The 25,654-nt window shown below is 63.6% G+C and carries 24 protein-coding genes and 1 tRNA gene; 16 read left to right on the top strand and 9 right to left on the bottom strand.

The window, feature by feature from the left end:
* From BUE39_RS36110 to BUE39_RS25375, 3 genes are all read right to left on the bottom strand, one after another.
* Positions 1–103 (bottom strand): FAD-binding protein (locus BUE39_RS36110; protein WP_159442597.1); only part of this gene is annotated, 103 nt, incomplete at its 3' end.
* A gap of 60 nt (positions 104–163) precedes the next feature.
* Positions 164–1,402: a CaiB/BaiF CoA transferase family protein gene (locus tag BUE39_RS25380; protein ID WP_073431458.1), complete on the bottom strand. Its 1,239-nt coding sequence runs from the start codon at positions 1,400–1,402 to the stop codon at positions 164–166.
* Positions 1,403–1,408: 6 nt separating this feature from the next.
* Positions 1,409–2,593 (bottom strand): acyl-CoA dehydrogenase, encoded by a 1,185-nt coding sequence (locus tag BUE39_RS25375; protein ID WP_073431457.1) that lies wholly within the window; start codon positions 2,591–2,593, stop codon positions 1,409–1,411.
* A 128-nt stretch (positions 2,594–2,721) separates the two neighbouring features.
* Between BUE39_RS25375 and BUE39_RS25370 the strand changes: the two genes are divergently transcribed.
* Positions 2,722–3,633, top strand: coding sequence for a LysR family transcriptional regulator (locus tag BUE39_RS25370; protein WP_073431456.1), 912 nt, complete (start codon positions 2,722–2,724; stop codon positions 3,631–3,633).
* A 78-nt stretch (positions 3,634–3,711) separates the two neighbouring features.
* Here the strand turns inward: BUE39_RS25370 and BUE39_RS25365 are convergent, their stop codons facing one another.
* Entirely contained in the window at positions 3,712–4,881 is a 1,170-nt protein-coding gene (locus tag BUE39_RS25365; RefSeq protein WP_073431455.1) for a porin, read from the bottom strand.
* A 456-nt stretch (positions 4,882–5,337) separates the two neighbouring features.
* Between BUE39_RS25365 and BUE39_RS25360 the strand changes: the two genes are divergently transcribed.
* From BUE39_RS25360 to BUE39_RS25325, 8 genes are all read left to right on the top strand, one after another.
* Entirely contained in the window at positions 5,338–6,300 is a 963-nt protein-coding gene (locus BUE39_RS25360) for a C-terminal binding protein (protein ID WP_073431454.1), read from the top strand.
* Positions 6,279–7,355, top strand: a complete 1,077-nt coding sequence (locus BUE39_RS25355) for a phosphotransferase family protein (protein ID WP_235004955.1) — start codon at positions 6,279–6,281, stop codon at positions 7,353–7,355. The genes BUE39_RS25360 and BUE39_RS25355 overlap by 22 nt, the downstream gene beginning before the upstream one ends.
* A 267-nt stretch (positions 7,356–7,622) precedes the next feature.
* The gene (locus BUE39_RS25350) at positions 7,623–8,174 is read left to right on the top strand and encodes a cupin domain-containing protein (RefSeq protein WP_073431469.1); all 552 of its coding nucleotides are present in this window, start codon (positions 7,623–7,625) and stop codon (positions 8,172–8,174) included.
* A gap of 100 nt (positions 8,175–8,274) precedes the next feature.
* Positions 8,275–9,570, top strand: a complete 1,296-nt coding sequence (gene eno, locus BUE39_RS25345; RefSeq protein ID WP_073431453.1) for a phosphopyruvate hydratase — start codon at positions 8,275–8,277, stop codon at positions 9,568–9,570.
* A 49-nt stretch (positions 9,571–9,619) separates the two neighbouring features.
* Positions 9,620–10,627, top strand: a complete 1,008-nt coding sequence (locus tag BUE39_RS25340; protein WP_073431452.1) for a VOC family protein — start codon at positions 9,620–9,622, stop codon at positions 10,625–10,627.
* Positions 10,628–10,647: 20 nt separating this feature from the next.
* A complete protein-coding gene (locus tag BUE39_RS25335) occupies positions 10,648–11,181 on the top strand; it encodes a carboxymuconolactone decarboxylase family protein (protein WP_073431451.1) in 534 nt (177 codons plus the stop codon).
* Between the two features lie 127 nt (positions 11,182–11,308).
* On the top strand, positions 11,309–12,418 hold the full coding sequence (locus BUE39_RS25330; RefSeq protein WP_073431468.1) for an alcohol dehydrogenase catalytic domain-containing protein: 1,110 nt from the start codon (positions 11,309–11,311) through the stop codon (positions 12,416–12,418).
* Positions 12,419–12,511: 93 nt separating this feature from the next.
* Positions 12,512–13,297, top strand: a complete 786-nt coding sequence (locus BUE39_RS25325) for a fumarylacetoacetate hydrolase family protein (RefSeq protein ID WP_073431450.1) — start codon at positions 12,512–12,514, stop codon at positions 13,295–13,297.
* Between the two features lie 88 nt (positions 13,298–13,385).
* On the opposite strand, the gene BUE39_RS25320 is transcribed toward BUE39_RS25325, so the two are convergent.
* Positions 13,386–13,470, bottom strand: a tRNA-Leu gene (locus tag BUE39_RS25320).
* 179 nt (positions 13,471–13,649) lie between these two features.
* Here BUE39_RS25320 and BUE39_RS25315 point away from each other — a divergent pair.
* Genes BUE39_RS25315 through BUE39_RS25290 form a run of 6 tightly spaced genes read left to right on the top strand, consistent with a single transcriptional unit; the run spans position 13,650 to position 19,523 of the window.
* Positions 13,650–14,705, top strand: coding sequence for a substrate-binding domain-containing protein (locus BUE39_RS25315; RefSeq protein ID WP_073431449.1), 1,056 nt, complete (start codon positions 13,650–13,652; stop codon positions 14,703–14,705).
* Between the two features lie 60 nt (positions 14,706–14,765).
* Positions 14,766–15,842 (top strand): ABC transporter substrate-binding protein, encoded by a 1,077-nt coding sequence (locus tag BUE39_RS25310; RefSeq protein WP_073431448.1) that lies wholly within the window; start codon positions 14,766–14,768, stop codon positions 15,840–15,842.
* Positions 15,839–16,663, top strand: a complete 825-nt coding sequence (locus BUE39_RS25305) for an ABC transporter permease (protein WP_073431447.1) — start codon at positions 15,839–15,841, stop codon at positions 16,661–16,663. Before BUE39_RS25310 ends, BUE39_RS25305 begins: the two co-directional genes overlap by 4 nt.
* Positions 16,664–16,695: 32 nt before the next feature.
* On the top strand, positions 16,696–17,601 hold the full coding sequence (locus BUE39_RS25300) for an ABC transporter permease (protein WP_073431467.1): 906 nt from the start codon (positions 16,696–16,698) through the stop codon (positions 17,599–17,601).
* Complete coding sequence (locus BUE39_RS25295; RefSeq protein WP_073431446.1) at positions 17,598–18,644, top strand: ABC transporter ATP-binding protein; 1,047 nt, start codon at positions 17,598–17,600, stop codon at positions 18,642–18,644. Before BUE39_RS25300 ends, BUE39_RS25295 begins: the two co-directional genes overlap by 4 nt.
* A 51-nt stretch (positions 18,645–18,695) precedes the next feature.
* Positions 18,696–19,523 carry a phosphodiesterase gene (locus tag BUE39_RS25290; RefSeq protein WP_073431466.1) on the top strand — a complete coding sequence of 276 codons (828 nt, stop codon included), beginning with the start codon at positions 18,696–18,698 and terminating at the stop codon, positions 19,521–19,523.
* A gap of 22 nt (positions 19,524–19,545) precedes the next feature.
* Here the strand turns inward: BUE39_RS25290 and BUE39_RS25285 are convergent, their stop codons facing one another.
* Positions 19,546–20,031 (bottom strand): DUF2569 domain-containing protein, encoded by a 486-nt coding sequence (locus BUE39_RS25285; RefSeq protein WP_073431445.1) that lies wholly within the window; start codon positions 20,029–20,031, stop codon positions 19,546–19,548.
* A 242-nt stretch (positions 20,032–20,273) separates the two neighbouring features.
* Here BUE39_RS25285 and BUE39_RS25280 point away from each other — a divergent pair, with 242 nt between their 5' ends.
* Positions 20,274–21,464, top strand: a complete 1,191-nt coding sequence (locus BUE39_RS25280; protein WP_073431465.1) for an MFS transporter — start codon at positions 20,274–20,276, stop codon at positions 21,462–21,464.
* Positions 21,465–21,898: 434 nt separating this feature from the next.
* On the opposite strand, the gene BUE39_RS25275 is transcribed toward BUE39_RS25280, so the two are convergent.
* The 3 genes from BUE39_RS25275 to BUE39_RS25265 form a co-directional block, all read right to left on the bottom strand.
* Positions 21,899–23,146: a metal-dependent hydrolase family protein gene (locus tag BUE39_RS25275; protein WP_073431444.1), complete on the bottom strand. Its 1,248-nt coding sequence runs from the start codon at positions 23,144–23,146 to the stop codon at positions 21,899–21,901.
* 66 nt (positions 23,147–23,212) lie between these two features.
* The gene (locus BUE39_RS25270) at positions 23,213–24,529 is read right to left on the bottom strand and encodes an MFS transporter (RefSeq protein WP_073431464.1); all 1,317 of its coding nucleotides are present in this window, start codon (positions 24,527–24,529) and stop codon (positions 23,213–23,215) included.
* 167 nt (positions 24,530–24,696) lie between these two features.
* On the bottom strand, positions 24,697–25,614 hold the full coding sequence (locus tag BUE39_RS25265; protein WP_073431463.1) for a LysR substrate-binding domain-containing protein: 918 nt from the start codon (positions 25,612–25,614) through the stop codon (positions 24,697–24,699).
* Between the last annotated feature and the right edge of the window lie 40 nt (positions 25,615–25,654).

The following is a 25,654-nucleotide window of genomic DNA, read 5'->3' as shown; positions in this document are numbered from 1 at the left end:
GCTTCAGGCGGATCGCCGCCGACAGGCCGGCCGGGCCGCCGCCGACGATCACGACGTCGTATTCCATCGACTCGCGCGGGCCGCCGATTTCCGGGAGATTCATTTATCAATGTTCCAGGCTGGTTGCGCCGCTGCTGTACCAGGTAGCGGAATGCCCCCGCGACTACAGAAGCTTTGTGCGGCGTAAATCATCGATCTGCGCTTCGCCCATCTCGAGCCAGTCGCGAAGCACGTCGCCGGTGTGCTGCCCCAATGTCGGCGGGGATCGCAGGTACTGCACGGGCGATTCCGACAGGCGAATGGGATTCGCGACCAGCGCCACCTGCTTCGCCAACGGATGCGGCATTTCAATGCGCACGTTGCGAGCTTGCACGTGAGGGTCCGAGAACACCGCTTCGAGATCGTTGATCGGGCCGCACGGCACGCCCGCCGCTTCCATCACCGCAATCCATTCCTTCGTCGGACGGCGCAACGTCGCGGAGCGGATCATCGCGACGAGTTCGTCCCTGCTCTTCACCCGCTGCGGATTGGTGGAGAAACGTTCGTCGCTGCTCCATTCCGGTTTGCCCAATACAGCGCACAGACTCGCGAACTGACTGTCGTTGCCGACCGCGAGGATCATGTAGCCGTCGGCCGTCGGAAACTCCTGGTACGGGACGATGTTCGGATGGGCGTTGCCGATACGTCGAGGTATCACGCCGCCGACGAGGTAATTCGCCGCCTGATTCGCGAGACAGGCGATCTGCACATCCAGCAGCGCAAGGTCGATGTGCTGTCCCTCGCCGGAGCGCTCGCGCCGGGCGAGTGCGGCGAGAATCGCCACGGTCGCATACAGTCCCGTCATGACGTCCGTCACCGCGACGCCGACCTTCATCGGCCCTTCGCCTTCGGTGCCGTCCGCGCGCCCGGTGAGGCTCATGAGCCCGCCCATGCCCTGAATCAGAAAGTCATAACCGGCGCGCGCGGCATAAGGTCCGGTCTGGCCGAATCCCGTGATCGAGCAGTAGATCAAGCGAGGATTCAGTTGCTTGAGACTCGCGTAATCCAGACCGTATTGACCGAGGCCACCGACCTTGAAGTTCTCGATCAGCACATCCGCCTTGCCGGCCAGTTCCTTCACGAGACGCTGTCCCTCCGGCTGGCTCAGATCGATTGTGATGGACCGCTTGTTGCGATTCGCGCACAGGTAATAAGCGGACTCGCCCGTCGACTCATCGTCGGCATCGTTCAGCCACGGCGGTCCCCACGCGCGCGTATCGTCACCCTTGCCCGGCCGTTCGACCTTGACTACGTCGGCACCGAGGTCGGCCAGCAGTTGACTCGACCAGGGGCCGGCCAGCACGCGCGAAAGATCGAGCACGCGCAGACCCGCGAGCGCGCCTTGTTGATTAGTCTCGTTCATAAGCGATCAAAAAGCTGCAATGCCGGTGATGGCGCGACCGAGGATCAACGCATGAATATCGTGCGTGCCTTCATAGGTGTTGACCACTTCCAGATTGACGAGATGACGTGCTATGCCGAACTCGTCGCTGATGCCATTGCCTCCGAGCATGTCGCGCGCGACGCGGGCGATGTCGAGTGCCTTGCCGCATGAGTTGCGCTTCATGATGGACGTGACCTCGACTGCCGCGGTGCCTTCGTCCTTCATGCGGCCGAGGCGCAAACACCCCTGCAAACCCAGCGTGATTTCCGTCTGCATGTCGGCGAGTTTTTTCTGCACCAACTGGTTCGCCGCGAGCGGCCTGCCGAACTGCTTGCGATCGAGAACATACTGACGCGCACGATGCCAGCAGTCTTCGGCCGCACCCAACGCGCCCCATGCAATACCGTAACGTGCGCTGTTCAGGCAAGTGAACGGCCCCTTGAGACCCCGCACTTCGGGAAACGCGTTCTCTTCCGGGCAGAACACTTCATCCATCACGATCTCGCCTGTGATCGACGCGCGCAGACCGACCTTGCCGTGAATAGCCGGCGCCGACAGTCCTTTCCAGCCTTTCTCGAGCACGAAGCCGCGGATCGCGCCTTCGTCGTCTTTCGCCCAGACGACGAACACATCGGCAATCGGGCTGTTCGTGATCCACATCTTGCTGCCCGTCAGCGAATATCCGCCGTCGATCTTTTTCGCGCGAGTCATCATGCTGCCGGGATCGGAGCCATGATTCGGCTCGGTCAGGCCGAAGCAGCCGATCCATTCGCCTCTCGCGAGTTTCGGCAGATATTTCTGGCGCGTCGCTTCATTGCCGAACTCGTTGATCGGCACCATGACGAGCGACGATTGCACGCTCATCATCGAGCGGTAGCCGGAATCGACGCGCTCCACTTCCCGCGCGACCAATCCGTAGCAGACATAGTTGAGACCGGCGCCGCCGTATGTTTCGGGGATCGTCGCGCCGAGCAATCCAAGCTCGCCCATCTCGCGAAAGATGGCCGGGTCGGTGGACTCGTGACGAAAAGCTTCGAGCACGCGCGGTGCGAGCCGCTCCTGGCAATACGCGTACGCCGATTCCCGCACGAGGCGCTCCTCTTCCGCCAACTGCTGGTCGAGCAGCAACGGATCATCCCATTGAAACGACGGCTTGTGCTTCGAACTCATTTCATACTCGCTAGAGAAACTGTCATGCCGCGAATTTATCGGCACATGCGCGTCACGACAAACGATTTGTTCGCACTGACCTGTGCGAAAATCGCACAGGTCATCGACAATACCGGCGAGTCACGAGCATGCGCAGAAAGATCCCTTCGACAGCAGCGCTATCCGCATTCGAAACGGCCGCGCGCCACCAAAGCTTTACGAAGGCCGCGGACGAACTCGCGGTCACGCAAAGCGCGATTTGTCGGCAGATTGGTTCGCTGGAAGATTTTCTCGGCGTGAAGCTTTTTCGCCGCGATCGCCGCGGCGTGAGCCTGACCGAGGCCGGACAGATCTACAGCAAAAAAGTGGCGTCGCGTCTGAATGAAGTGGAACAGGACACGCTCGAACTCATGGCCAAGGGCGGCCACGGCGGCACGCTCGAACTCGCCGTGGTGCCCACGTTCGCGACAAAGTGGCTGCTCCCCCGATTGCCGCTTTTTATCGCGGAGCAACCGGATATCACCGTCAATCTCACGACACGGACTCGTCCGTTTCTCTTCGACGACACCGGATTCGACGCGGCAATTCACGCGGGCGCCGCGATCTGGCCGGGATCGGAAGGGCTCTTTCTGATGCGCGAAAGTCTGATCGCCGTGTGCAGCCCAACGCTGATCGCGCCGCGCACACGCTTGACGGCGTCGGACTGGCGGCGTTACCCGCTTTTACAGCAGAGCACGCGTCCGTACGCATGGCGTGACTGGTTCGCATCGCGCGGCATGCAGGTGGAAGGCGATATGTCGGGGCCGAAGCTGGAATTGTTTTCCATGCTCGCGGAAGCGGCGATTCATGGTATCGGCATCGCGCTGATCCCGCGCCTGCTCATCGAGGACGAACTGGAACGCGGCGTTCTGATCCAGGTGGCTAAGCACGAGTACTCGAGTGGCCGCTCCTATCACCTGATCTACCCCGAGCGCAAAGCCGGCGATTCGGCCCTGGTAGTGTTCGGAGCATGGATTGCCGACCAGGCGAAGCAATATCGGCGAACCATGGGGCTCGACTGAAGTTCGGGCGATCGAGTCCCGTATCTGTCGCACGGATGGGTCGCGCGAGCGGCGACAGCCATCCGTTCGCGACGATGGTCAGAACTTGACGCGCAGTCCCGCACTCGTGAGGAATTGCCGGTTCGTCGACGAAGGGCCGCCACTTCCGCCAATGAACGCACCGCTGAAAATCGTCCCCGCCGCACCCGTGACATGCTGATATTCGGCCATCAGGTAAACGTCGGTGCGTTTTGAAAGCGAATACGAAGTCATCAGATTGAACTGGTTCCAGCGCGGCTTCGCATGCAGGGACGCGTTGGAATACGAACCGTCCGTGAAGGTGTACGAGGCCGCGACCACCCATGCCGGATTGATCAGATAGCGGATATTGGCTTCAAAGTTGTCGAAGCCAAGATCCGTGGGCGACCTGGTGGCGGCGGGCGCCAGCGTGCTGCCGCGGTACACGGCCGTCGTATTGTCGTAATGCGAGTGACTCCACACCAGCCCCAGCGTTGCCGGGCCAATCACATAAGCGCCGCCGACGCCCCATACCTGCTGTCGCGCCGCATGGAACGTGGCGTCACCAGACGTAGACGAACCGTCGAGCGCGCCCGCCGCTCCGTCCCCCGGATTGTCGATGCGCATGTATGCCGCGCTTACCGTGAATGGACCGTGGTTGTAAGTCGCGCCGGCACTGAACGCACGATTGTCGGCGAAATCGCCCGCCTTGTTCGAGAACGCGTACAGGCCGCCGAATTTCAGACCGTGGATGTCCGGACTCGCAAATTTGACGGCGTTATCGAGCCGGAAGAAATCGCCGAAGTTGTCGTTGTCCATCGGGTGCATGAATTCGAGCCCGCCCACGAAGCTCTGCGCGACACTACGTGGCGCAAGATAGTCCACCACCGAATCATACTGACGGCCCAGCGTGAGCGCGCCATACGAACTGGACATGCCGACCCACGCTTGTCGGCCAAACAGGCGCCCGCCCTGCTGGAGACCACCGTTGGTTCCCGTAAAGCCGTTTTCCAGTTTGAAGATCGCTTGCAGGCCGCCGCCCAGATCCTCGCTCCCGGTCAGCCCCCATCGATTGCCGACGATGTTTCCCTGAGATGCAAAAACGTTGCTGTGACCCGCACCGCTCGCCGTGCGCTGATTGCTGACGTACGACACGCCATTGTCGATCAGCCCATAGAGCGTGACCGAACTCTGCGCATGTGCGGCCGCACCTATGCAGCCGCAAATCGCGGGTACAAGAAGCCTCTTCATTCGTTGTCTCCTGCCAGTCGTGATATTTAGGTTTTTCTGCGGGTGCTGCATTTTTCAAAGGCGTGGCACCGAACGCCATGCAGGCGTCGCCTGATTCTGAACAGGTCTTTTATTGGCGCACACGTCGACGCCTTCGCCCTTTGGTCGTACCAGCGATCGCTGTCGGCTCATTGAAAGATCGAGCGGGCCATCGAGTCGGCTTGCGATCTGTGCCTCTGTAGCGCGAACGTTAGCATCGACGGATTGAGTCTAGTTGCCGCTTTCCGGCATGTCAATCCGGTATTTGACTCCATGAATCAAGGGTTTTTACTGAATTTTCGTGCCTTAGGCTACGCCACCCAGGCGAGCCACGGCTTGGCACTGCATGATTGCTATGCTAACGTTAGTGCAATCAGGCAAGGTTCGCGGGGTCCCGCGAACCACGCGGTCATTCCGTTCACCATCAGGCCCAGTTCCATGATCGATACAGTCTTCCTCACCGACTATGCGTGGCCCGACGATAGCGTCGAGCGCGAGATCGTCGAATCCGCCGGCATGCGGCTAGTCAGCGGACCGGCCGCTCCCTTGCCCGCGTCCGGCATCGAAGCGCTGGCCCGCGAGCATCTGCCTTCCGCGATCCTGACGTGCTGGGCGCCGGTGTCGGTCGAAACCATCGCGGCTTCCTCACGGCTGAAGATCGTTGCAAGGCTTGGCGTAGGGCTCGACAACATCGCCGTGGATGCGGCCACCGCCCGCGGCATTTTCGTCACGAACGTGCCGGACTATTGCGTCGACGAAGTCTCCGATCATGCGGTCGGCTTCGCGCTTGCATGGACCCGCGGGCTGGTGATTTTCGATCGTGAAGTGCATGCCGGGCGCTGGTCTCCCGCCGATGCCCGTCTTCGCCGCCTGGGCGCGCTTACTTGCGGGCTGGTCGGCTTCGGCCGCATAGCGCGCGCCACGGCGCGCAAGCTCGGCGCGTTCGGCTGCCGGCTGCTGACGCATGATCCTTTCCTGCGCGAGCCGGTGGCGGGCGTGCAAGCCGTGGCGCTCGACGAACTGCTCGCCAACAGCGACATCGTGATCGTGCATGCGCCGATCACCGACGGCACGCGCCACCTCATCAACCGCGAGCGAATAGCGAAAATGCGCTGCGGCAGTCTGCTGATCAACGTGAGCCGCGGCGGCATCGTCGATACGGATGCCGTTATCGAAGCGCTGCAAAGCGGGCAACTGTCCGCCGCAGGGCTCGACGTGCTCGACTCCGAGCCGCGCGTTCCGGATGAACTGCTGCGCCAACGCGGCGCGATGTTGACGCCCCACGTCGCGTTTTCGTCAGACGCATCCTTGCTGGAACTTCGCAGACGAGCTACCGAAGAAGTCGTGCGGGTACTGCGCGGCGAAGCGCCGCGCAATCCATGCAATTCGCCGGCGGCCTGACCGCTTCAACCGTTTCATTTCAACCACTCGTGATGACGCAATTCAATAGCCCCGACCCGCAACTCGATGCGTTTCTCGTCGAACACGAACTCGCGCACAAGGACGAAGCGGCCGCCTGGCACCCGCTCACCGGCGGCGTTTCGTCCGACATATGGCGTGTCGATGTTGCCGCGGGCTCACTGTGCGTGAAGCGCGCGCTCTCCACGCTGAAGGTATCGGCAAGCTGGCAAGCGCCGGTGTCGCGCAACGCCGACGAATGGGCCTGGATGCAATTTGCCGCGCGGCATCGCCCCGACAACGTGCCGGTTCCGCTCGCGCACGACGCCAGGCTCGGGGTGTTCGCCATGTCGTTTCTCGCGCCGTCGGCGCATCCCGTGTGGAAGCAGCAACTGCTGCACGGGGAGGTCGAAGCGGACACGGCCCGCGCCGTCGGACGGCTGGTCGGGCATCTGCACGCAGTCAGCGCCGACGATGCGGAGCTGCGCGACAGGTTCGACACGCTCGACAATTTTCAGGCGCTGCGTCTCGATCCTTACCTGATCGCCACATCGCGGCATCATCCGAAACTCGAATCGAAGCTGCGCTATCTGGCCGGGCGCACCGCGAGCATACGCACGGCGCTCGTGCACGGCGACGTGAGTCCGAAGAACATTCTCGTGGGCCCCAGGGGGCCGGTATTGCTCGACGCCGAATGCGCGTGGTTCGGCGACCCGGCCTTCGACCTGGCGTTCTGCCTGAACCATCTGCTGCTCAAGTGCCTCGCCCGTCCCGATCGGCGGGAAGCGCTGATCGCTTCGTTCAAGGCGCTGACCGAAGCCTATTTCGACGAAGCGGACTGGGAACTGCGCGCGGCGCTCGAGGCGCGCACGGCCGAGTTGTTGCCCGCTTTGCTCCTCGCGCGCGTCGACGGCAAATCGCCGGTCGAGTATCTGACCGATGACGCGCAACGCGACCACGTCCGCGCGGTTGCCACCCGGCTGCTGCTGCAGCCGGTGGAATATCTCTATCAAGTGGCGCAAGCATGGCTGGAAGAGATCGAGTCGCGACAATCCTGAGAGGGTAGCGGAGAGCGTCGCTGCGTTGGCGACTCGTATGCGACTCGACGCGCAGGCGCCGCATCCGCCCTGCTAACGTTTGTCCTTTTCGCACGATCAAAAGCCTTGCCGAGCGTGCCGGTTTGAGCATTTAGCAAGAAAAACCGCCTTAAATGCCCTATTGACAATGCACCGCAGCGTTTGCCACAATTTGTGCGAACGTTAGCAAAAACAGGAGACATCGTGAAAGACGTCAACGCCGATCCCCTCCGGTTCGAGGCCCCGATCATGGGCGACGTGCCGCTAGCGCTTCGCCGCATCGTCACCGGCCACGACGCAAGCGGCGCATCGACAGTCGCACTCGATTCGCCGCCGCCGCGCTCCGACGCATACCGGCACATCCCCGGCATGGTCTCCCGTCTTGTCTGGGCAACGGAACCGGCGCAAGCCATTCCTTTCGACGGCACGGACCCCACCCCCGCTGTCGCCACGTTCGTCCCCGCAGCGGCGGGCACGCGCTTTCTCATCGTGACGTTTCCTCCGGATAGCGTGTTCCTTGCACCCGATTTCGACCCGCAGGCAGCGGCCGCTGAAAACCTCGCGATCAGCCCTGGGCTTGCGGAGCTTTTCGAGGAGGACGGCATGCACGCGACCCCGACCGTCGATTACGGCATCGTTCTCGACGGCGAAATCTGGCTCGAACTCGACGAGGGACGCGCGGAGCTGCTGCGCAAGCATGACGTCGTCGTGCAGAACGGAACCCGTCATGCATGGCGAAACAAAAGCGACCGTCCCGCGACGCTGGCCTTCGTTCTGATCGGAGCGCGCGGCAGCACGTGACCGCGGCTCGACGTTGCGAACGCTCCGCGCGCTGCAAGGACATGAATCGACCATACAAATCAACCGCACAAATCAACCACCAACGAGGTAGACATTCCTTATGACTGAATCAACGATCGCCCATGTACGCGGCCGACGCGTCTGGGACTCGCGCGGCCGTCCGACAGTGGAAGTCGAAGTCGCCTTGCACGGCGGCATGAGCGGTCGCGCGATCGCGCCCGCGGGCGCTTCGACCGGCAGCGGAGAAGCGCTCGACTTGCGCGACGGCGGCGCCGCCTTCGGCGGCCTCGACGTATCCAACGCGCTGTCGAAGGTCAACGGCGAGATCGCGAGCGCGCTAGAAGGCGCCGATGCCCGCGATCAGGCCGCTATCGACGCCCGCCTGGTCACCCTGGATGGCACGCCCAATCGCAGCCGTCTGGGCGGCAATGCGATCGTCGCCACTTCAATGGCGGTCCTGCACGCCGCCGCTGCCGCCAGCACGCAGCCGCTATGGCGCTATCTCGCCGGAGAACGCGCGGTGCGCCTGCCGTTGCCGGAGATCCAGATATTCGGAGGCGGCGCACACGCGGCGCGCCGCGTCGACGTGCAGGACTTCATGATCATGTGCCCCGCCGCGCGCAGCTTCACCGAGGCGCTGGAGTGGACGGCGGAGGTGTACCGCGCCGCCGGCTCGTTGATGAAGCAGGCGGGCAAGCTTCAGGGCGTGGCGGACGAAGGCGGCTACTGGCCGGCCTTCGACTGCAACGAAGACGCCCTCGACACGCTGGTGCGCGCCATCGCCGACACGGGCCTGCAAGCCGGCAAGCAGGTCGGCATCTCGCTCGATATCGCCGCGTCCGAATTCGGCCGCAACGGAACGTACACGCTGGCGCTCGACGGCCGCACGCTCGACACCGCGCAAATGATCGACATGCTGGGGCGCTGGCTGGATACCTACCCGATCCTGTCGATCGAAGATCCGCTCGCCGAAGACGACGTCGAAGGCTTCCGGCTCTTCACGAAAGCCTACGGCTCGCGTTGCCAGATCATCGGCGACGACTTTCTCGTCACCAACGCGGACCGGGTCAGAACCGCCGCAACGGACGGCGCGCTCAATGCCGTGCTCATCAAGCCGAATCAGGCGGGCACCGTCACCGAGGCCTACGAGGCGCTGCAAGCAGGCAAGACAGCCGGATTCGGCACGATCGTGTCGGCGCGATCCGGCGAAACGGAAGACGTCACCATTGCGCATTTGGCGGTCGGCTGGGACGCGGGTCAACTCAAGGTCGGTTCATTCTCGCGGTCGGAACGCATGGCCAAGTGGAACGAGGTATTGCGAATCGAGGAAGCGCTGGGACGGCAGGCGCAATTCAGCGGATGGTCCGCGCTGCCCTTCATTCATCGCGCGATGTGAATCGTCGTACCGTCGCCGAAAGCTCGCCATCAACAATCGAGAGGTCATCATGCTGCCTGCTGTCAATCACCGGCCGCCGTTCAATATCACGCGCGCCAGCCATATCGTATTGAACGTTGCCGACCTGGCGAAAAGCCGGGACTTCTATGTCGACATCGTCGGCCTCGTCGTGACGGAGCAAACCGCCGACACGTGCTATCTGCGCGGCCTGTCCGAAGCCTGCCACCATAGTCTGGTGCTCGTGCAGGCCGACAGCAACGCACCCATCTGCAAGCGGATCGGCTTTCGCGTTTTCCTCGAAGAAGACCTGGATCTTGCCTATCAGTTCTTCAAGGAAGAAGGGCTTCCCGCCGAATGGGCCGAAGTCGCGCATCAAGGCAGAACCTTGCATGTCTCCGATCCGTTCGGCACGAAGATCGAATTGTGCGCGCAGATGGAAACGCGTCCCCGTCTCTATCTCGAGCGCAACCTGTTCAAGGGCGCACACGCGCAGCGCATCGATCATTTCCAGATCTTCTCGCCGAACACCTACGAATCGTGTGCGTTCTATAGCAGGCTCGGCTTTCGCAACTCCGAGTATCTCGCGCACGGCGAGCGGCTGCTCGGCGCCTTCATGTATCGCAAAGGCACGTGCCTCGATCTGGCTATCGTCGAGAACGACGGACCCTGCATGCATCACTTCGCGTACATCGTGCCCGAATCGCACGACATCTTCACCGCGTGCGACCTCGCGGGCATCTACGGCCACGCGCATGAAGTGGAGCGCGGACCGGGCCGCCACGGCCCCGGCGGCATGCTGTTCGTCTATCTGCGCGACCCGGATGGTCACCGCGTCGAACTGTGCGACGGTCATTACCAGACCATCGACATCGAAATCGAGCCGGTCCGCTGGGATGCCGCTTCGCTAAGCACCAGCGTGCGCTGGGGTCTGCCGGCGGAGCACCGCTGGTACTTCGAGGCCTCGCGGTTCGAAGGAGCCGAACTGATCGAAACAGCCAACAAGCCGCGTCCCACGACGCTCGAAACCTACATTCAGAACCGGCTTGCAAAAAGCTGATAGCGCAAGGAATAACCACTATGGCACGCGTCAAATACCTTCAGCGTTCGGACCTCGCAGGCGTCGACGACGCCCTCTTCGACCGGCTCGAACAGGAGCGGAAAGTACCCACGGCGAACATCTTCTGCGCGCTCGCGCACGCACCGCGGATTCTCGATCAGTTCCTTTCCTACGCGAACGCGATCCGCGCGTCGTCGATCAGCCCGAAGTTGCGCGAACTCGCGATTCTGACCGTCGGACACTGCACCGGCTCCCAATACGAAATCGCGCATCACCAGTCGCATGGGCTGAAGGCGGGCATCAGTGCCGGGCAACTGAACGCGATCCCCGACTTCGAAACCTCGCCCCTGTTCACCGAGGAAGAACGTGCGGTGATGGCGGTCGCGAAAGAGTCGACGCTGAAGGTCGACGTCAGCGACAAGACCTGGAACCGGATCGTGCCGTTCCTGAACGATCAGCAACGCGTCGAGCTCGCATTGAACATCGCCTGGTACAACTCCGGCGTGCGCATCATGGGCGCACTCGCGATCGAACTCGAGGAGAGCTATCGCTGATAGAAAGCCCGGCCCGGATCGACAAACAGACCGGCTGCACCGAACCGGCCGCTGTCCAAAGCAATGCGTGGTACTTCCGCACGGAATGGCGGATACCGCGGAAGTCTTCACAGAGAAAGAGGAACGTATGGAACGAACGATGGTTGCAGCGCGGCTGCATGCTCTTCACACTCCGATGACGCTCGATACCATTCCGGTGCCGAAACCGAGACCCACCGATGTTCTCGTGCGAGTCAAGGCATGCGGAATCGTGCCGAACATGGGCAACGTCATCAATAACTGGCCGAGCTGGTTTCCGCATCAGCCGCTGCCGAAGTTTCCCGCTATCTTCGGTCTGGACCCTGCCGGGGTCGTCGAAGAGGTCGGCGAAGCGGTGCTCAACGTCAAGCCGGGCGATCGCGTCTATGTGAGCCCGTTGCGTTCATGCGGATCGTGCAAGGCATGCCGCGCCGGCCGGCGCAGCGAATGCCGGTACTACACGTTGAACGGCTACTTCAGCACGAGCCGCGACGGTCAACGCATTTTCGATCTTTACCCGTATGGCGGCTTCAGCGAATACATGACCGCGCCCGAATATGCGATCGTCAACCTCCCCGATAACATGAGCTTCGAGCAGGCCGGCCGGTTCGGCTATCTGGGCACCTCGTACGGTGCGCTGAAAAACGCCGCCGCGGGTCCGGGCCAGGTCGCCCTCATAGACGGCATCACGGGCACGCTCGGCGTGGCCGCAACGGTGCTGGGCCTCGCCATGGGCTTGTCGCGCATTCTCGGCACGGGCCGTGACGCAGCGCTGCTCGAACGTGTGAAGGCGCTCGCGCCGGAGCGCATCGAGGTGACGCAGCTCGGCGAAGGCTCGACGGGCGAATGGGCCAGGTCGCTGACGGGCGGTGAAGGCGTGGACTTCGTGATCAGTGCGCTCGGCGCCAAGGCGCCCGCGGCCACCATGCTCGATTCCATGAAGGGCGTTCGGCGCGGCGGCAGGGTGGTGAATGTGGGCGGCGTGGCCGACGACCTGCCGATCGACGTGAAGTGGCTGATGGACGAGCAGGTGCAGATCATCGGATCGAACTGGTTCACGACCGCACAGGGTCAGGAAATGGCCGACATGGTGAGCACCGGCGCAATCGACCTGTCGTATCTCGAACATCGTCGGTTCCCGCTCGAACGCGTCAACGAGGCGATCTCCGGTCTGAAGGATCGCGACGGCGGCTTCAGCAACTATGTCGTCCTTCCCTGACTAGCTTCACTGCGTGACCGGAAGTGCGACTGCGCCCGCGGTCGCACACCGGCTCGCGCAAGTTTCGATCCGCTTCCTACCCGGTAAAAACCCATGAAAATCGCGCGATATTCGATTGATGGCAATGAGCATTACGGCATCCTCGGCAGCGACGGAAATATTCAGCGACTGAAGCGCTCGCCGCTCGAAGGACTGCATCCTTCCGGTCATGTCGACACGCTCGAATCGGTTCGCGTGTTGAGCCCGTTTCACCGCCCTCGCGTTTTCGGTCTCGGCTACAACTACCGCGCGCATTCGCAGGAAGTCGGCAAAAGCACGCCCACGGTTCCGGTGCTGTTCATGAAACCCAGCACCACGGTGATCGGCCCGGACGAAGCCATCGTCTATCCGCCCGACGGCGAGAACATTCATTTCGAGGGGGAGCTGACGGTCATCATCGGCAAGGAAGCGCGCCATGTTTCCGAAAGCGAGGCACTGCGTTACGTCTTCGGCTACACATGCGGCAACGACGTCAGCGACCGGGTGTTGCAGCGCCGCGAGAGCGAGTACGGCTGTCTGCTCATGGGTAAAGGCTACGACACGTTCGCGCCCATCGGTCCCGTGGTCGAGACGGATATCGATCCGTCGAACCTTCGTCTGCTCACCCGCGTCAACGGCGAGGTGCGCCAGAACGGCAACACCGCCGATCTCGTGTATGGCGTGCCCGCATTGATCGCCTACCTCAGCAAGTACATGACGCTCCTTCCCGGCGACCACATCATGACGGGAACGCCGGCGGGAGTCGGCCCCATCAAGCCCGGCGACACGATCGAGGTGGAGATCGAGGGCATCGGCGTGCTGCGCAACCGTGTGATCGCCTCGATCAGCGCGGCTTCCTGAACGAAACCAGGCTCCGAAAACGAAAAACCCTCGAAGCATCGCTGCATCGAGGGTTCAAAAAATTCCAGCAATCGGACGGAGTTCTACCTGGTGCCGGGGACCGGACTCGAACCGGCAAGCCGTGAAGCGGCGGATTTTAAGTCCGCTATGTTTACCAATTTCATCACCCCGGCAGGGTGCGATCGCGTGGACGCGAATTCTACCATTGCCGGGCGAGCGCACCAAACCGGCGGAAGTCGACCGCCGTCCGTTTCACTCGCCGCGTGGCGACGATAAAAATCGCAGTCATCCGCGAGTCACAAACCTTTCCGATAATCCGCTCACGAAAACGTTTACATCCGAGTGGATAGCCATGACCCCGACGATCAAAGATGTCGCCGCCCACGCCGGCTTCTCCATCGCCACTGTCTCGCGTGCGATCAATGCGCCGCATACGGTGAACCCCGTCACGCTGGATACCGTGCGCCGATCCATCGACGCCCTCGACTTCCGCCCAAGCGCGTTGGGCCGCCAATTGCGCGGCGAGCGCACGCGCCTGATCGGCGTGATCCTGCCGACGCTCGCCAATCCCGTGTTCGCCGAATGCCTGCAAGGCATCGACGAACTCGCGGCGGCGCAAGGCTACCGGCTCATGCTGATGACGACGCAGTACGACACCGAGCGCGAGCGTCACGCGATCGAAACGTTGCGCGAACACCGCGTGGAAGGCCTGATCCTGACCGTGGCCGACGCCGACACGCACCCGCTGCTCGACGAACTCGACCGCGCCGGCCTGCTCTACGTGCTGATGCATAACGACACGGTGCGGCGTCCGTCCGTCTCGGTCGACAACCGGCTCGCCGCGTACGAGGGCGTGCGCATGCTGATCGCCCACGGTCACCGCCGCATCCTGATGCTCGCCGGCACGCTGGCCGCCTCCGACCGCGCGCGCCAGCGTCACCTCGGCTACGCACAAGCGATGCAGCAGGCCGGCCTCGCGCCCGCGCCGGCGCTCGAAGTCGATTTCAATGCCGACGAACTGTCGCCGTCGGTGCTCGCGCATTTGACCCGCGGCGCGAACCGGCCCACCGCCCTCTTTTGCAGCAACGACCTGCTCGCGATGGTGGTCATGCGCGGCCTGCGCCGCGCGCGTCTGCAAATTCCGCGCGACATGTCGATTCTCGGCTTCGACGGCCTCGCGATGGGTGAACTGCTGTCGCCGCCGCTGGCGAGCGTCTGCGCGCCGAATCGCGAGATCGGCTGCGCCGCGTGGCAGCGCTTGCTGGCCCGCGTCACCGGCGGGTACGAGACATTCGCGGAGACGCCGCTCGCGCTGACGCTGCCGCACAGCTTGCGCGAAGGCGCCACCATCGCGGCGATTTCGAATCGCAACGAAACAACGCCGGCGCGGATTTCCGTGCGCGCATAACGGCGTCTCACCCATTTCAACCCTGAACCACCCGCTCTCGTCCTCTCCAGGAGACTCGCAGTGATCCGCTCTTCCACACGCTCTTCGTTGCTCAAACCGCTCTGGCGTCGCGTCGCGCGCGCCACGACCGCGGCGTTCTCGGCGGGCATGGTCGTCACCGCCGCGCTCGCCACGCTCGCCCCACAAGCGGCCCACGCCGACGAAACCGCGATCTGCTACAACTGCCCGCCCGAATGGGCCGACTGGGCGAGCCAGATCAAGGCGATCCAGCAAAAGACCGGCATTCGCGTGCCGTTCGACAACAAGAACTCCGGCCAGTCGATCGCCCAACTGATGGCCGAACAGAAGAGCCCGGTCGCCGACGTGGTGTACCTCGGCGTCTCGTCGGCATTCCAGGCGAAGGACAAGGGCGTGATCCAGACGTACAAGCCCGCGCACTGGGACGACATTCCCGCCAACATGAAGGACCCGCAAGGCTACTGGTTCACGATCCACTCGGGCACGCTGGGCTTTTTCGTCAACAAGGACGCGCTCGAAGGCAAGCCGGTGCCGCGCTCGTGGGCCGACCTGCTCAAGCCCGAATACAAAGGCATGATCGGCTACCTCGATCCGTCGAGCGCGTTCGTCGGCTATGCGGGTGCGGTCGCGGTGAACCAGGCGCTCGGCGGCACGCTCGACAACTTCGAGCCGGGCCTCGACTGGTTCCGCAAGCTGAAGGCCAACGCGCCGATCGTGCCGAAGCAAACCGCCTACGCACGCGTGATGTCGGGCGAAATTCCGATCCTGCTCGACTACGATTTCGACGCCTATCGCGCGAAGTACAAGGATCACGCGAACGTGGAGTTCGTGATCCCGAAGGAAGGCACGATCTCGGTGCCGTATGTGATGAGCCTCGTGAAGGGCGCGCCGCACGAAGCGAACGGCAGAAAGGTGCTCGATTTCGTGCTCTCCGACGAAGGCCAGAAGCTGTGGGCCGATGCGTATCTGCGCCCGGTGCGCGCGAACGCGATGAGCGCGGAAACCGCCGCGAAATTCCTGCCCGCGAGCGAGTATGCGCGCGCGAAACCGGTCGACTTCGGCAAGATGGCGGAGAAGCAGTCGAGCTTCGGCGAGCGTTATCTACAGGTGATGCATTGAACGACATCACGTTCCCGCTGCGCTGGCGCATTGCGTTGATCGCGCCGGCGCTGGCGGTTTTCATCGCGTTCTGGTTGCTGCCGATGGTCGCGCTCGCGCAGTTGAGCGGCGACGGCCACGCGTTCGCCACCTATCGCGCGATGCTGACGAATCCGCGCTACATGTCGAGCCTGGGCGCGACGGTGCTGCTCTCCGCGGCCGTGACGGCGGCGACGCTGGTGCTCTCGGTGATCGCCGGCTTGCTGCTGGCGCGCCGTGAGTTTCCCTTGAAACGCACGCTGCTCGCGCTGCTGACCTTTCCGCTGGCGTTTCCCGGCGTCGTGGTCGGCTTCATGGTCATCATGCTGGCGGGACGTCAGGGGCTGATCGGCGCGCTCTCGCTGAAACTCACCGGCGACCGCTGGGTGTTCGCGTACTCGATGAGCGGCCTCTTTCTCGGCTATCTGTACTTCTCGATTCCGCGCGTGATCGTCACGGTGATGGCGTCGGCGACCAAGCTCGATGCGTCGCTCGAGGAAGCGGCGCGCTCGCTCGGCGCGTCGCCGTGGCGCATCACACGCGACATCGTGTTGCCCGCGCTGTCGCCGGGATTGATCGCGGCGGGCGCGGTGTGCTTCGCGACCGCGATGGGCGCGTTCGGCACGGCCTTCACGCTCGCCACCGACATCGACGTGCTGCCGATGACCATCTACACCGAGTTCACCCTCAACGCGAACATGGTGACGGCCGCGGGCCTCTCCATCGTGCTCGGCATCGTCACGTGGGCCGTGCTGGCGTTCGCGCGCAGCGTGACCGGCTCGGCGGTCGCGGCCAGCGCATGAGCGGCGTTCTCGAACCCGACGACAAGACTTCGATGAACTCCATCCCCGCTCCTCTGCCACGCGCCGCGAAGCCGCATTCGAGACTCAGGTGGCCAGGCTCGCGCACGTGGCTCGCGGCCGGCCAATGGCTCGTCACGCTGCTGCTGTGCGCCTTCCTGATCGTGCCGGTCGTGATGTCGATCGTGGCCGGCCTGACCGTCAACTACTTCAAGGGCGTATCGAGCGGACTGACGCTGCGCTGGCTCGGCGAAGTGTGGACGCAGTATCACGGCTCGGTTTTTCTCTCGCTCGAAGTGGCGGCGGCGACGCTGCTGATCACGCTGGTCACCGGCGTGCCGGCGGGCTACGTGCTCGCGCGCAGCAAGACGCGGCTCTCGCGCATCATCGAAGAGTTTCTGGTGCTGCCGATCGCGTTGCCGGGGCTTGCGTCCGCCCTCGCCTTGCTGGTGGTCTATGGCGGCTTCACGATGTTCCGCATGAGCGTCGCGTTCATTGTGGTGGGGCATGTGGTGTTCACGCTGCCCTTCATGGTGCGCGCGGTCGCCGCGGTGTGCGCGAGCAGCGATCTGCGCACGCTCGAGGAAGGCGCGGCGAGCCTCGGCGCGAGTTTCTTTCAGCGCTTCACCACGATCGTGCTGCCGAATGCGCGGCCGGGCATCGTCGCCGGCGCGCTCGCGGTGCTGACGCTTTCGATCGGCGAATTCAATCTCACGTGGATGCTGCACACGCCCGACACCAAGACGCTGCCGGTCGGTCTCGCGGATACCTATGCGTCGTTGCGCATCGAGATCGGCAGCGCCTACACGATTCTGTTTTTCATCATGACGATGCCCCTGCTCGTCGCGATGCAATGGCTCGGCGTCGATGCAACCGGCCAGCGCAGCGCGGCGAGGAAACGCGTCGCTGTCTCACCTTCATCTTCAACGACCACGCCATGAAACTCGCTTCCGTTCCCATCGCGCTGACGCAATGCGCGAAAACGTTTCGCGGCACACGCGTGCTCGAACCGCTCGACCTGCGCATCGGCGCGGGCGAAACGCTGGTGTTGCTCGGCCCCTCCGGTTGCGGCAAGACCACGACGCTGCGCATGATCGCGGGTCTGGAGACGCCCGACGCGGGCGGACGCATCGCGTTCGGCGACGACGACGTCACCGCGCTGCCGATCGAAAAGCGCCAGGTCGGCATGGTGTTTCAAAGCTATGCGCTGTTTCCGAACCTGACCGTGCGCGGCAACATCGGCTACGGTCTCAGGATCAAACGCGTACCGGCCGACACCGCGCGGCAACGGGTCGACGAATTGCTCGCGATGATGCGCCTCACCGCGCACGCGGATAAACCGATCGACCAGCTTTCCGGCGGCCAGCGTCAGCGTGTTGCGCTCGCACGCGCGCTTGCCGTGCAACCGCGCGTGCTGCTGCTCGACGAACCGCTGACCGCTCTCGATGCGCGTTTGCGCGACACGTTGCGCGGCGAGATGAACACGCTATTGCGCGAACTGGGCATCACGACGGTCTACGTGACGCACGATCAGGCCGAAGCGATGGAACTGGGCGACCGCATCGTCGTGATGAGCGCCGGGCGTATCGAGCAGATCGGTTCGCCGCGCGACATTTACTATCGTCCGGCGAATCGCACGGTCGCGCAGTTCGTCGGCACCATCAACCGGCTGGCGGGCGAACGGCGCGACGGCATGCTGAGCACGACCGGCGGCGCCGTGCCGCTTCCGTCGGGCGCGACGCATGCCAGCTCGGCGCACGAAATTTTCTTTCGCCCCGAGGATGCGTATCTCGCCGACCCGGCCCATGCGCAGTTGCGCGGCAACGTCGAAAGCACCGCGTTTCTCGGCGAACGCACCCGCCTGACGATCGGCGGCGCCGCGCCGGACGCTTTGCTGATCGACGTCGCGGGCCGCGTCGAGTTGGCGCGCGGCACGCCCGTCGGCATCTCGATCGTGCAGGACGCGCTGATCGCGCTATCGTAATGAAGCCGCGCTGCGCTCGTGGCAGCGCGCATCGATCACAAGGACATCCCCATGCTGCTGGCTCAAATTAGCGATCTGCATATCAAGCGGCCCGGCGCGCTGGCTTATCGCCGTGTCGACACCGGCGCCGCGCTCGCGCGCTGCGTCGCCGCGCTCAACGCGCTCGAACCGCGTCCCGACGCCGTGATCATGACCGGCGATCTCGTCGACCAGGGCGACCCCGAGCAGTACGCGCATCTCAAGCATCTGCTCGCGCCGCTGGAGATTCCCTACTTCCTGCTCGTGGGCAATCACGACGAACGTGCCGCATTGCGCGCGGCGTTTCCTGAGCGCGTGGAGTTGCACAGCGGCGGCGAGTTCGTGCACTACGCGGTCGATGTCGGACCGCTGCGCGTGATCGCGCTCGATTCGTTGGTGCCGGGTCGAAGCGCGGGCACGCTGTGCGACGCGCGGCTCGCCTGGCTCGCGACGCAACTCGATGCGGCCCGAGGCAAGCCGACGGTGGTCGCGCTGCATCATCCGCCGTTTGCTTGCGGCATCGGACACATGGATGCGCTGCGCCTCGACCAGGCCGCGGCCGATCGACTCGCCGCGCTGGTCGCGCGTCATCCGAACGTGGAGCGGGTGATTTGCGGGCATGTGCATCGGCCGATGTTCGTGCGCTTCGGCGGCACGATCGCCTCCGCCGTGCCGGCGCCCGCGCATCAGGTCAGGCTCGATCTGCGCGAGGATGCGCCGTCGGCATTCGTCATGGAAGCGCCCGCGTATGCGCTGCATCGCTACGATCCGGCGACCGGCATCGTCACGCATCACGCGTATGTCGATCAGGCGGATGGCCCGTATCCGTTCTACGAGCCCGAAGGCGCGTTGATCGATTGAACGTAAAACCGGTCACAACCCGTCAGGCGTTGACGAAGGTCTCACGAACGCGCCGGGACAGCCTGAAATACGGTATCCCGAGCGCGGCTGCGATGACGGCCTGAACGAAACCGTCGAGTGGAATCGCGATGGCGATGCCGATCACGTGCGTCATGTAATCGCCGAGCAGATAAGCGCCCGTGCGCATGACGACGATGGCAAGCAGCCACGCCTGCACCTGCACCGCAAAGCGCGCCGATTTGCGCCACACGAGAAGCGTCAGCCAACCGGCGCCCGCGACGATGAACGCGCCGATCATCACGTCGCAGCCGACCATCGTCATCACCGCGCGATACCAGCCGTGCGTTTCGCTGCGCGCGAACACGGCCAGCAGTTCCCATTCGAGCATCAGCTTGAGTGGATCGCGCAGCGCGATCGCGGTGGTCAGCGCCCATGCGGCGAGGCAGAGCAAGGCAATCAGCAGACAGCCGCCGATTCGCCGCGGTTCGGTTTTTGTGCTTGTAGTCATGAAGTCGGGTCACGTGGGGGGATTTATCGCGCGCGCCGATTCTACGAACGACCGCCGAAGCGGCGTCTCATTTTTGTCCGACGGACGTTTTTCAATTGCCTTACTTCGCGCGCGTCACGCGCGAGCCGCAGCCGAACATGAACGGCTCGCACGGCCGCGACCGTCAGCACGATCCATCGTGCTCCGGTATGATCGGCACGCTTGAGGACCGCGCATGGGCCGGTCCGTCGATCGCCCCTCTCATGTCCACTTCCGACGCTTCCACTTCCGCTTCCGACAGGTCGTTGCGCGGCTTGCTGCTACTGCTCGCGACCATCGCGGGCGTGGCGGTCGCGAACATCTATTACAACCAGCCGCTGCTCGACAACTTCCGTGAGTCTTTTCCCACTAGCGCGTCATGGGTCGGCGCGGTGCCGGCCGTCACGCAACTCGGCTACGCGGCCGGCATGCTGTTGCTCGCGCCGCTCGGCGACCGCTTCGACCGGCGCCGCCTGATCCTGTTGCAGATCGTGGGCATGTGCGTCGCGTTGGTGACGGCCGCTACGGCGCCGACGTTGCCCGTGCTGATCGTCGCGAGCCTCGCGATCGGCGTGCTTGCCACCATCGCGCAGCAGGCGGTGCCGTTCGCCGCCGAACTCGCGCCGCCGGCTCAGCGCGGTCATGCGGTGGGCACGGTGATGAGCGGTTTGCTGCTGGGGATTTTGCTGGCGCGGACGGCCGCTGGCGTCATTGCCCAGTATCTCGGCTGGCGCGCGGTGTTCGGCGCGTCGGTCGTCGCGTTGCTGGCATTGGCGGTCGTGATCGTCATGAGACTGCCGAAGAGTCAGCCGACCTCGACGCTGTCCTACGGCAAGCTTCTGATTTCGATGTGGCATCTGGTGGTCGAGCATCGCGCGCTGCGCGAAGCGTCGCTGACCGGTGCGGCGATGTTCGCCGCGTTCAGCATTTTCTGGTCGGTGCTGGCGTTGTTGCTGGCGGGCGCGCCGTTTCATCTGGGACCGCAGGCGGCCGGGCTATTCGGCATCGTCGGCGCGGCAGGGGCGATGGCCGCGCCGCTGGCCGGCAAGTTTTCCGATCGACGCGGGCCGCGCGCGATCATCACCGTGTCGATTGGGCTCGTGGCGCTTTCGTTTGTTGTGTTTGGGTTGTCGGCGGCCAGTATCGCGGGGTTGGTGGTCGGTGTGATCGTTCTCGATGTCGGGGTGCAGGCTGCGCAGATTTCGAATCAGTCACGGATCTATGCGCTCAAGCCTGATGCGCGTAGTCGGGTCAATACCGTTTATATGGTGGCTTATTTTATTGGCGGTGCGGTTGGGTCTGGGGTCGGGGCCGTGGTTTGGGCGGGTTTTGGATGGGGTGGGGTTTGTGTGGCGGGGGTTGGGTTTGCCGGGCTGGCGGCCTGGAATCATTTGAGGCTTTCCGGCAAGGGGTGATTGGTTCTGGTTTTGTTGCCTGCTTGGGCGGTTGTTTGGATGCTGTTTTTTTTGGGGTGTTGGGCTTTCCTTGATTTGTTAGTGGTCTATTGGCGTTGCCCCTGTGCGGGGCGGCACCTACTTTTCTTTGCCGGCCGCAAAGAAAAGTAGGCAAAAGAAAGCGGCTCACACCGCTAGCTTTTAAGCGGGTCCCCTGGCGTGGAGGAGGTAGTGGTGCATCTGGAATCCGTGTTCTCGCACACTCCGCGTTCGTGACACAGCAGTCATTCTTCCGGCGGCGCTGCGCGCGCCGTCGCGGTGCTTCGTCGGGGCGAGCCGTTGGGGGTTCGATTTGGTGGGAGCGAAACATGTTAATCGGAAACTATCCGTGTATTCGCCCCCGGCGCGCCTGGAGCATTGAAGCCATGAATGCCGCCGCCGCGCCCGCACGCTATTCAACGCGACGTCACCCTGCCCCGTTCGCTCACCACCTCGCCGCGCTGCAAGACATACGCGAGACGCTCGCCTTGTCCCGTGAGCACGCCGATATCCTTGAGCGGGTCGCCGTCCACCACCAGCACGTCGGCAATCGCGCCGGCTTTCACGACACCGAGCTGGCCGCTCGGATCGACGATCTCCGCGGCGATCGTGGTGGCCGAGCGCAACGCTTCCAGATTGCCGAGCACCTCCGCGCGAATCCGCAGTTCGTCGCTTTGGAACATATGCATCTCGCCGAGCAGGTCCGAACCGAAACCCATCGGCACGCCGGCCTTCGCATAGATCTGCAAGGAGTCGCGCCCCGCTTGCCGCACGGTTTCGACCTTGGCGATGGAGTCGGCGGGCAAGCCATAGTCGGCGCCATGTTTGGCCAATGCGTCGTAAGTGACCAGCGTGGGCACCACGAACGCGCCGTGCTCGCGCATCAGTCGAGCGGCGGCTTCGTCGACCAGGTTGCCGTGTTCGATCGTGCGCACGCCGCAGCGAATCGCCCGCGAAATCGCGCGGCCGGTGTACGCATGCGCCATCACGTAAGTATTCGCCGCTTGCGCTTCGGCGACGATCGCGCGGATTTCATCCTCGGAATACTGGGTGTTGCCGATCGGATCGGTGGGCGAAGCGACGCCGCCCGATGCCATGATCTTGATCTGCGTCGCGCCCTTCTGAATCTCCTCGCGCACGGCGAGCCGCACCGCATCCACACCGTCGACCACGCGCGCGATCGCCCCGGCGCGAAAGCAACATGAACAGGGTTCGAGCATGTCGCCGCGTGCGCGAAAGTCGCCGTGGCCGCCGGTTTGCGACAGCGCCTTGCCCGACGGAAAAATGCGCGGCCCCGGAATCAGGCCGCTTTCCAGCGCTTGCGTCAAACCCCAATCCGCGCCGCCCGCATCGCGCACGCTCGTAAAGCCGCGGGCGAGCATCGCCTTCAGAATCGGCAGCGCACGAATCGCGGTGAGGATGTTCGGTTGCGTTGCATTCGTGCCGAGATTCGCGCGCGAAGCCAATACATGTACGTGACAATCGATCAATCCTGGCATCACCGTCTTGTCGCGCGCGTCGATCACGCGCGCGTTCGGCAGATCGACAGGGCGATCGGTGACTTCGACGATGTGGCCGCTTTCGATCACCACATGATGATGCTCGAGCCATGCGCCCTGGACCAGATCGAGTACATTGCCGCCGCTGATTACCGTCATGCTCATTGCTATCTTCCTGACTTGATGAGGGAATCCGTCCGGCCTCTTTCCGTCCCGGCCGGACACGCCGCTTCAGGCGCGGCCGTGGCGCTTGTCGTCCATGCCGCGCACGAAGAACGTGCCGGTCAGGCTGATGGCCGCCGCGATCATCACGTAGATCGCGGGCGCCATGTTGCTGCCGGTCGAGGCGATCAGCCACGTGATGAAGAACGGCGCGAAGCCGCCGAAAATCGTCACCGCGAAGTTGTAGGCGACGGAGAGCCCCGTGGACAACACCTTGGTCGGAAACAGTTCGGAGAACGCCGCGAGAATCGGTCCGGTGTAAGCGGCGATCAGCAAGCCGAACACGCCCTGAAACACCAGCAGCGAAGCGAGGCCGGGCGCGCTGTTGATGTACGCGAACATCGGCCATGCGAGCAGCAGGATGGATACGGCGGCGCCCGAGAGAAAAACGCGGCGACCGAAGCGGTCGGCCAGTTTGCCGACAACCGGCGAGAAACACATGATCATCAGGCCGCCGAACATGCCGGCGGAAAAACCGGTGGATTGCGGCAGGTGCAACGTCCGCACCGAATACGTCGGCATGTAGAACAGCAGCACATAGGTGCACACGGTCCACAGAATCACCATCGAAAAGCTCGCGAAGGTTTCGCGCGGAAAGCGGCAAAATACTTCCGCGAGCGGTGAATCGCTTTTGGCTTCTTCGGCGACCGCGCTGAATGCCGGCGTTTCATCCATGCGGCTGCGAATGAAATAGCCGACGGGGCCGATCAGAATGCCGATCAAAAACGGCATTCTCCAGCCCCACGAGTGCAGCGCATCGGCGCTCAGACTGGAGGTCACGAACGTGCCGACCGCGGCGCCCAGCAGCACGGCGAAACCGATGCTCGACTGAATCCAGCTCGAATAGAAAGCACGCTTGTGCGCCGGCGCGTACTCGGTGAGAAAGGCGGTGGCGCTGCCCATTTCGCCGCCCGCCGAGAAGCCCTGCAGCAGCCGCGCGATTACGATGAGGACCGGCGCCCACACGCCGATCTTTTCGTAGGTCGGCGCGATGCCGATGAGCGCGGTGCCGCCCGCCATCAACAGAATGGTGAGCGAGAGCGCGGCCTTTCTTCCGACTTTATCGGCATACACGCCGAGCACGATACCGCCCACCGGCCGCATGAAAAAGCCCACGCCGAAGGTGGCGACGGCAAGCAGCAGCGAGCTCAGTTCATTGCCGGTCGGGAAGAACAGCCTGGCGATGATGACCGCGAAAAAACTGTACACCGTGAAGTCGAACCACTCCAGCCCGTTGCCGAGCACGGTGGCGATAATGGCGCGGCGCCGCTGCCGCGCGAGCGCGTCAACGGGTAATGCGACGTTGGATGAAAGCGTTCCTTGCATGGTCTCTGTCCTCATGTGGCTGCCTGTCGGGCGGTGATGCCGGCAACGCGCCACGGCGTGACCGAGCGGCGCTTTCGCATGCATCACGCCGATCGTAGAGAGACCTGATTTGTTTTCGAAACGAAAGATTCGCATGCATGCATGCGTGTAGCGCATGCGAAGCGGGTTCAGGCCGCGGCCCTGCCCTTCTGCTCCTCGGCCTGCTCGAACAACCAGCGCGTAAACCGGCGCGCCGCCTGGTTCTGCGAGCGGTCGTTCGGCGACACCACGTAGTAGCCGCCGCCGTGGCTCGCCGAAGCATGCGTCGCGCGCACCAATAGTCCTTCATCCAGACAGGCGTCGATCATATGACGCCAGCCGAGCACGACGCCTTGGCCGAGAATCGCCATCTGCACGAGTTGCGGATAGTGGTTGACGACGACCGCCCGCGGTGAAGCGGGCATCTGCACGTCGTTGAGGCGAAACCATTCGGACCACGCCATCCATTGGCGCTGACCGTCCTCCTGCATCAGCAGCGTTTCGCGCGCGAGGTCGGCGGGTTGCAGCGCGCGGCCGGCAAGATAGCCGGGCGAACAGACCGGATACACCTCTTCGTCGAAGATCCGGCGCGCGGTGAAGTGCGGTTCGGCGCGCTGGCGAATGTAGTACAGGCCCACATCGAACTCGGCGGGCGACAGCGACGCGAGCCCGTCGCGCACGATCATTCTGATCTTGACGTTCGGATGAGCGGCGCGAAACGCGCCCAGTCGCGGCGTGAGCCACAACACGGCGACCCCGGATGAACATGCGATCGTCAATTCCTGATCGCCGTAGCGCTTCATGACGTCGAGCGTGGCTTCGGAGCAGGTGGCGAGCAACCACTGCACGTGCTTCGCATAGCCCTCGCCAGCGATCGTCAGACGTAACGAGCGATGCTCGCGCACGAACAGCGAGCGGCCGAGAAAGTCTTCCAGTTGCGCGATCTGCCGGCTGATCGCGCTTTGCGTCAGATGCAGTTCGGCGGCGGCTTTGGTGAAACTGGCATGCCGTACCGCAGATTCGAACGCGACGAGGCATTGGAGCGGAGGTAGAGGGGTAATGCGCATGATGACCACACCCGAGTGACGATCGCACCATCATAGCGGG

The sequence above is a fragment of the Paraburkholderia terricola genome (assembly GCF_900142195.1).
Taxonomy (GTDB): domain Bacteria; phylum Pseudomonadota; class Gammaproteobacteria; order Burkholderiales; family Burkholderiaceae; genus Paraburkholderia; species Paraburkholderia terricola.
Note: the sequence above shows the minus strand (reverse complement) of the source record. Positions and strands in the feature narration are given on the sequence as shown.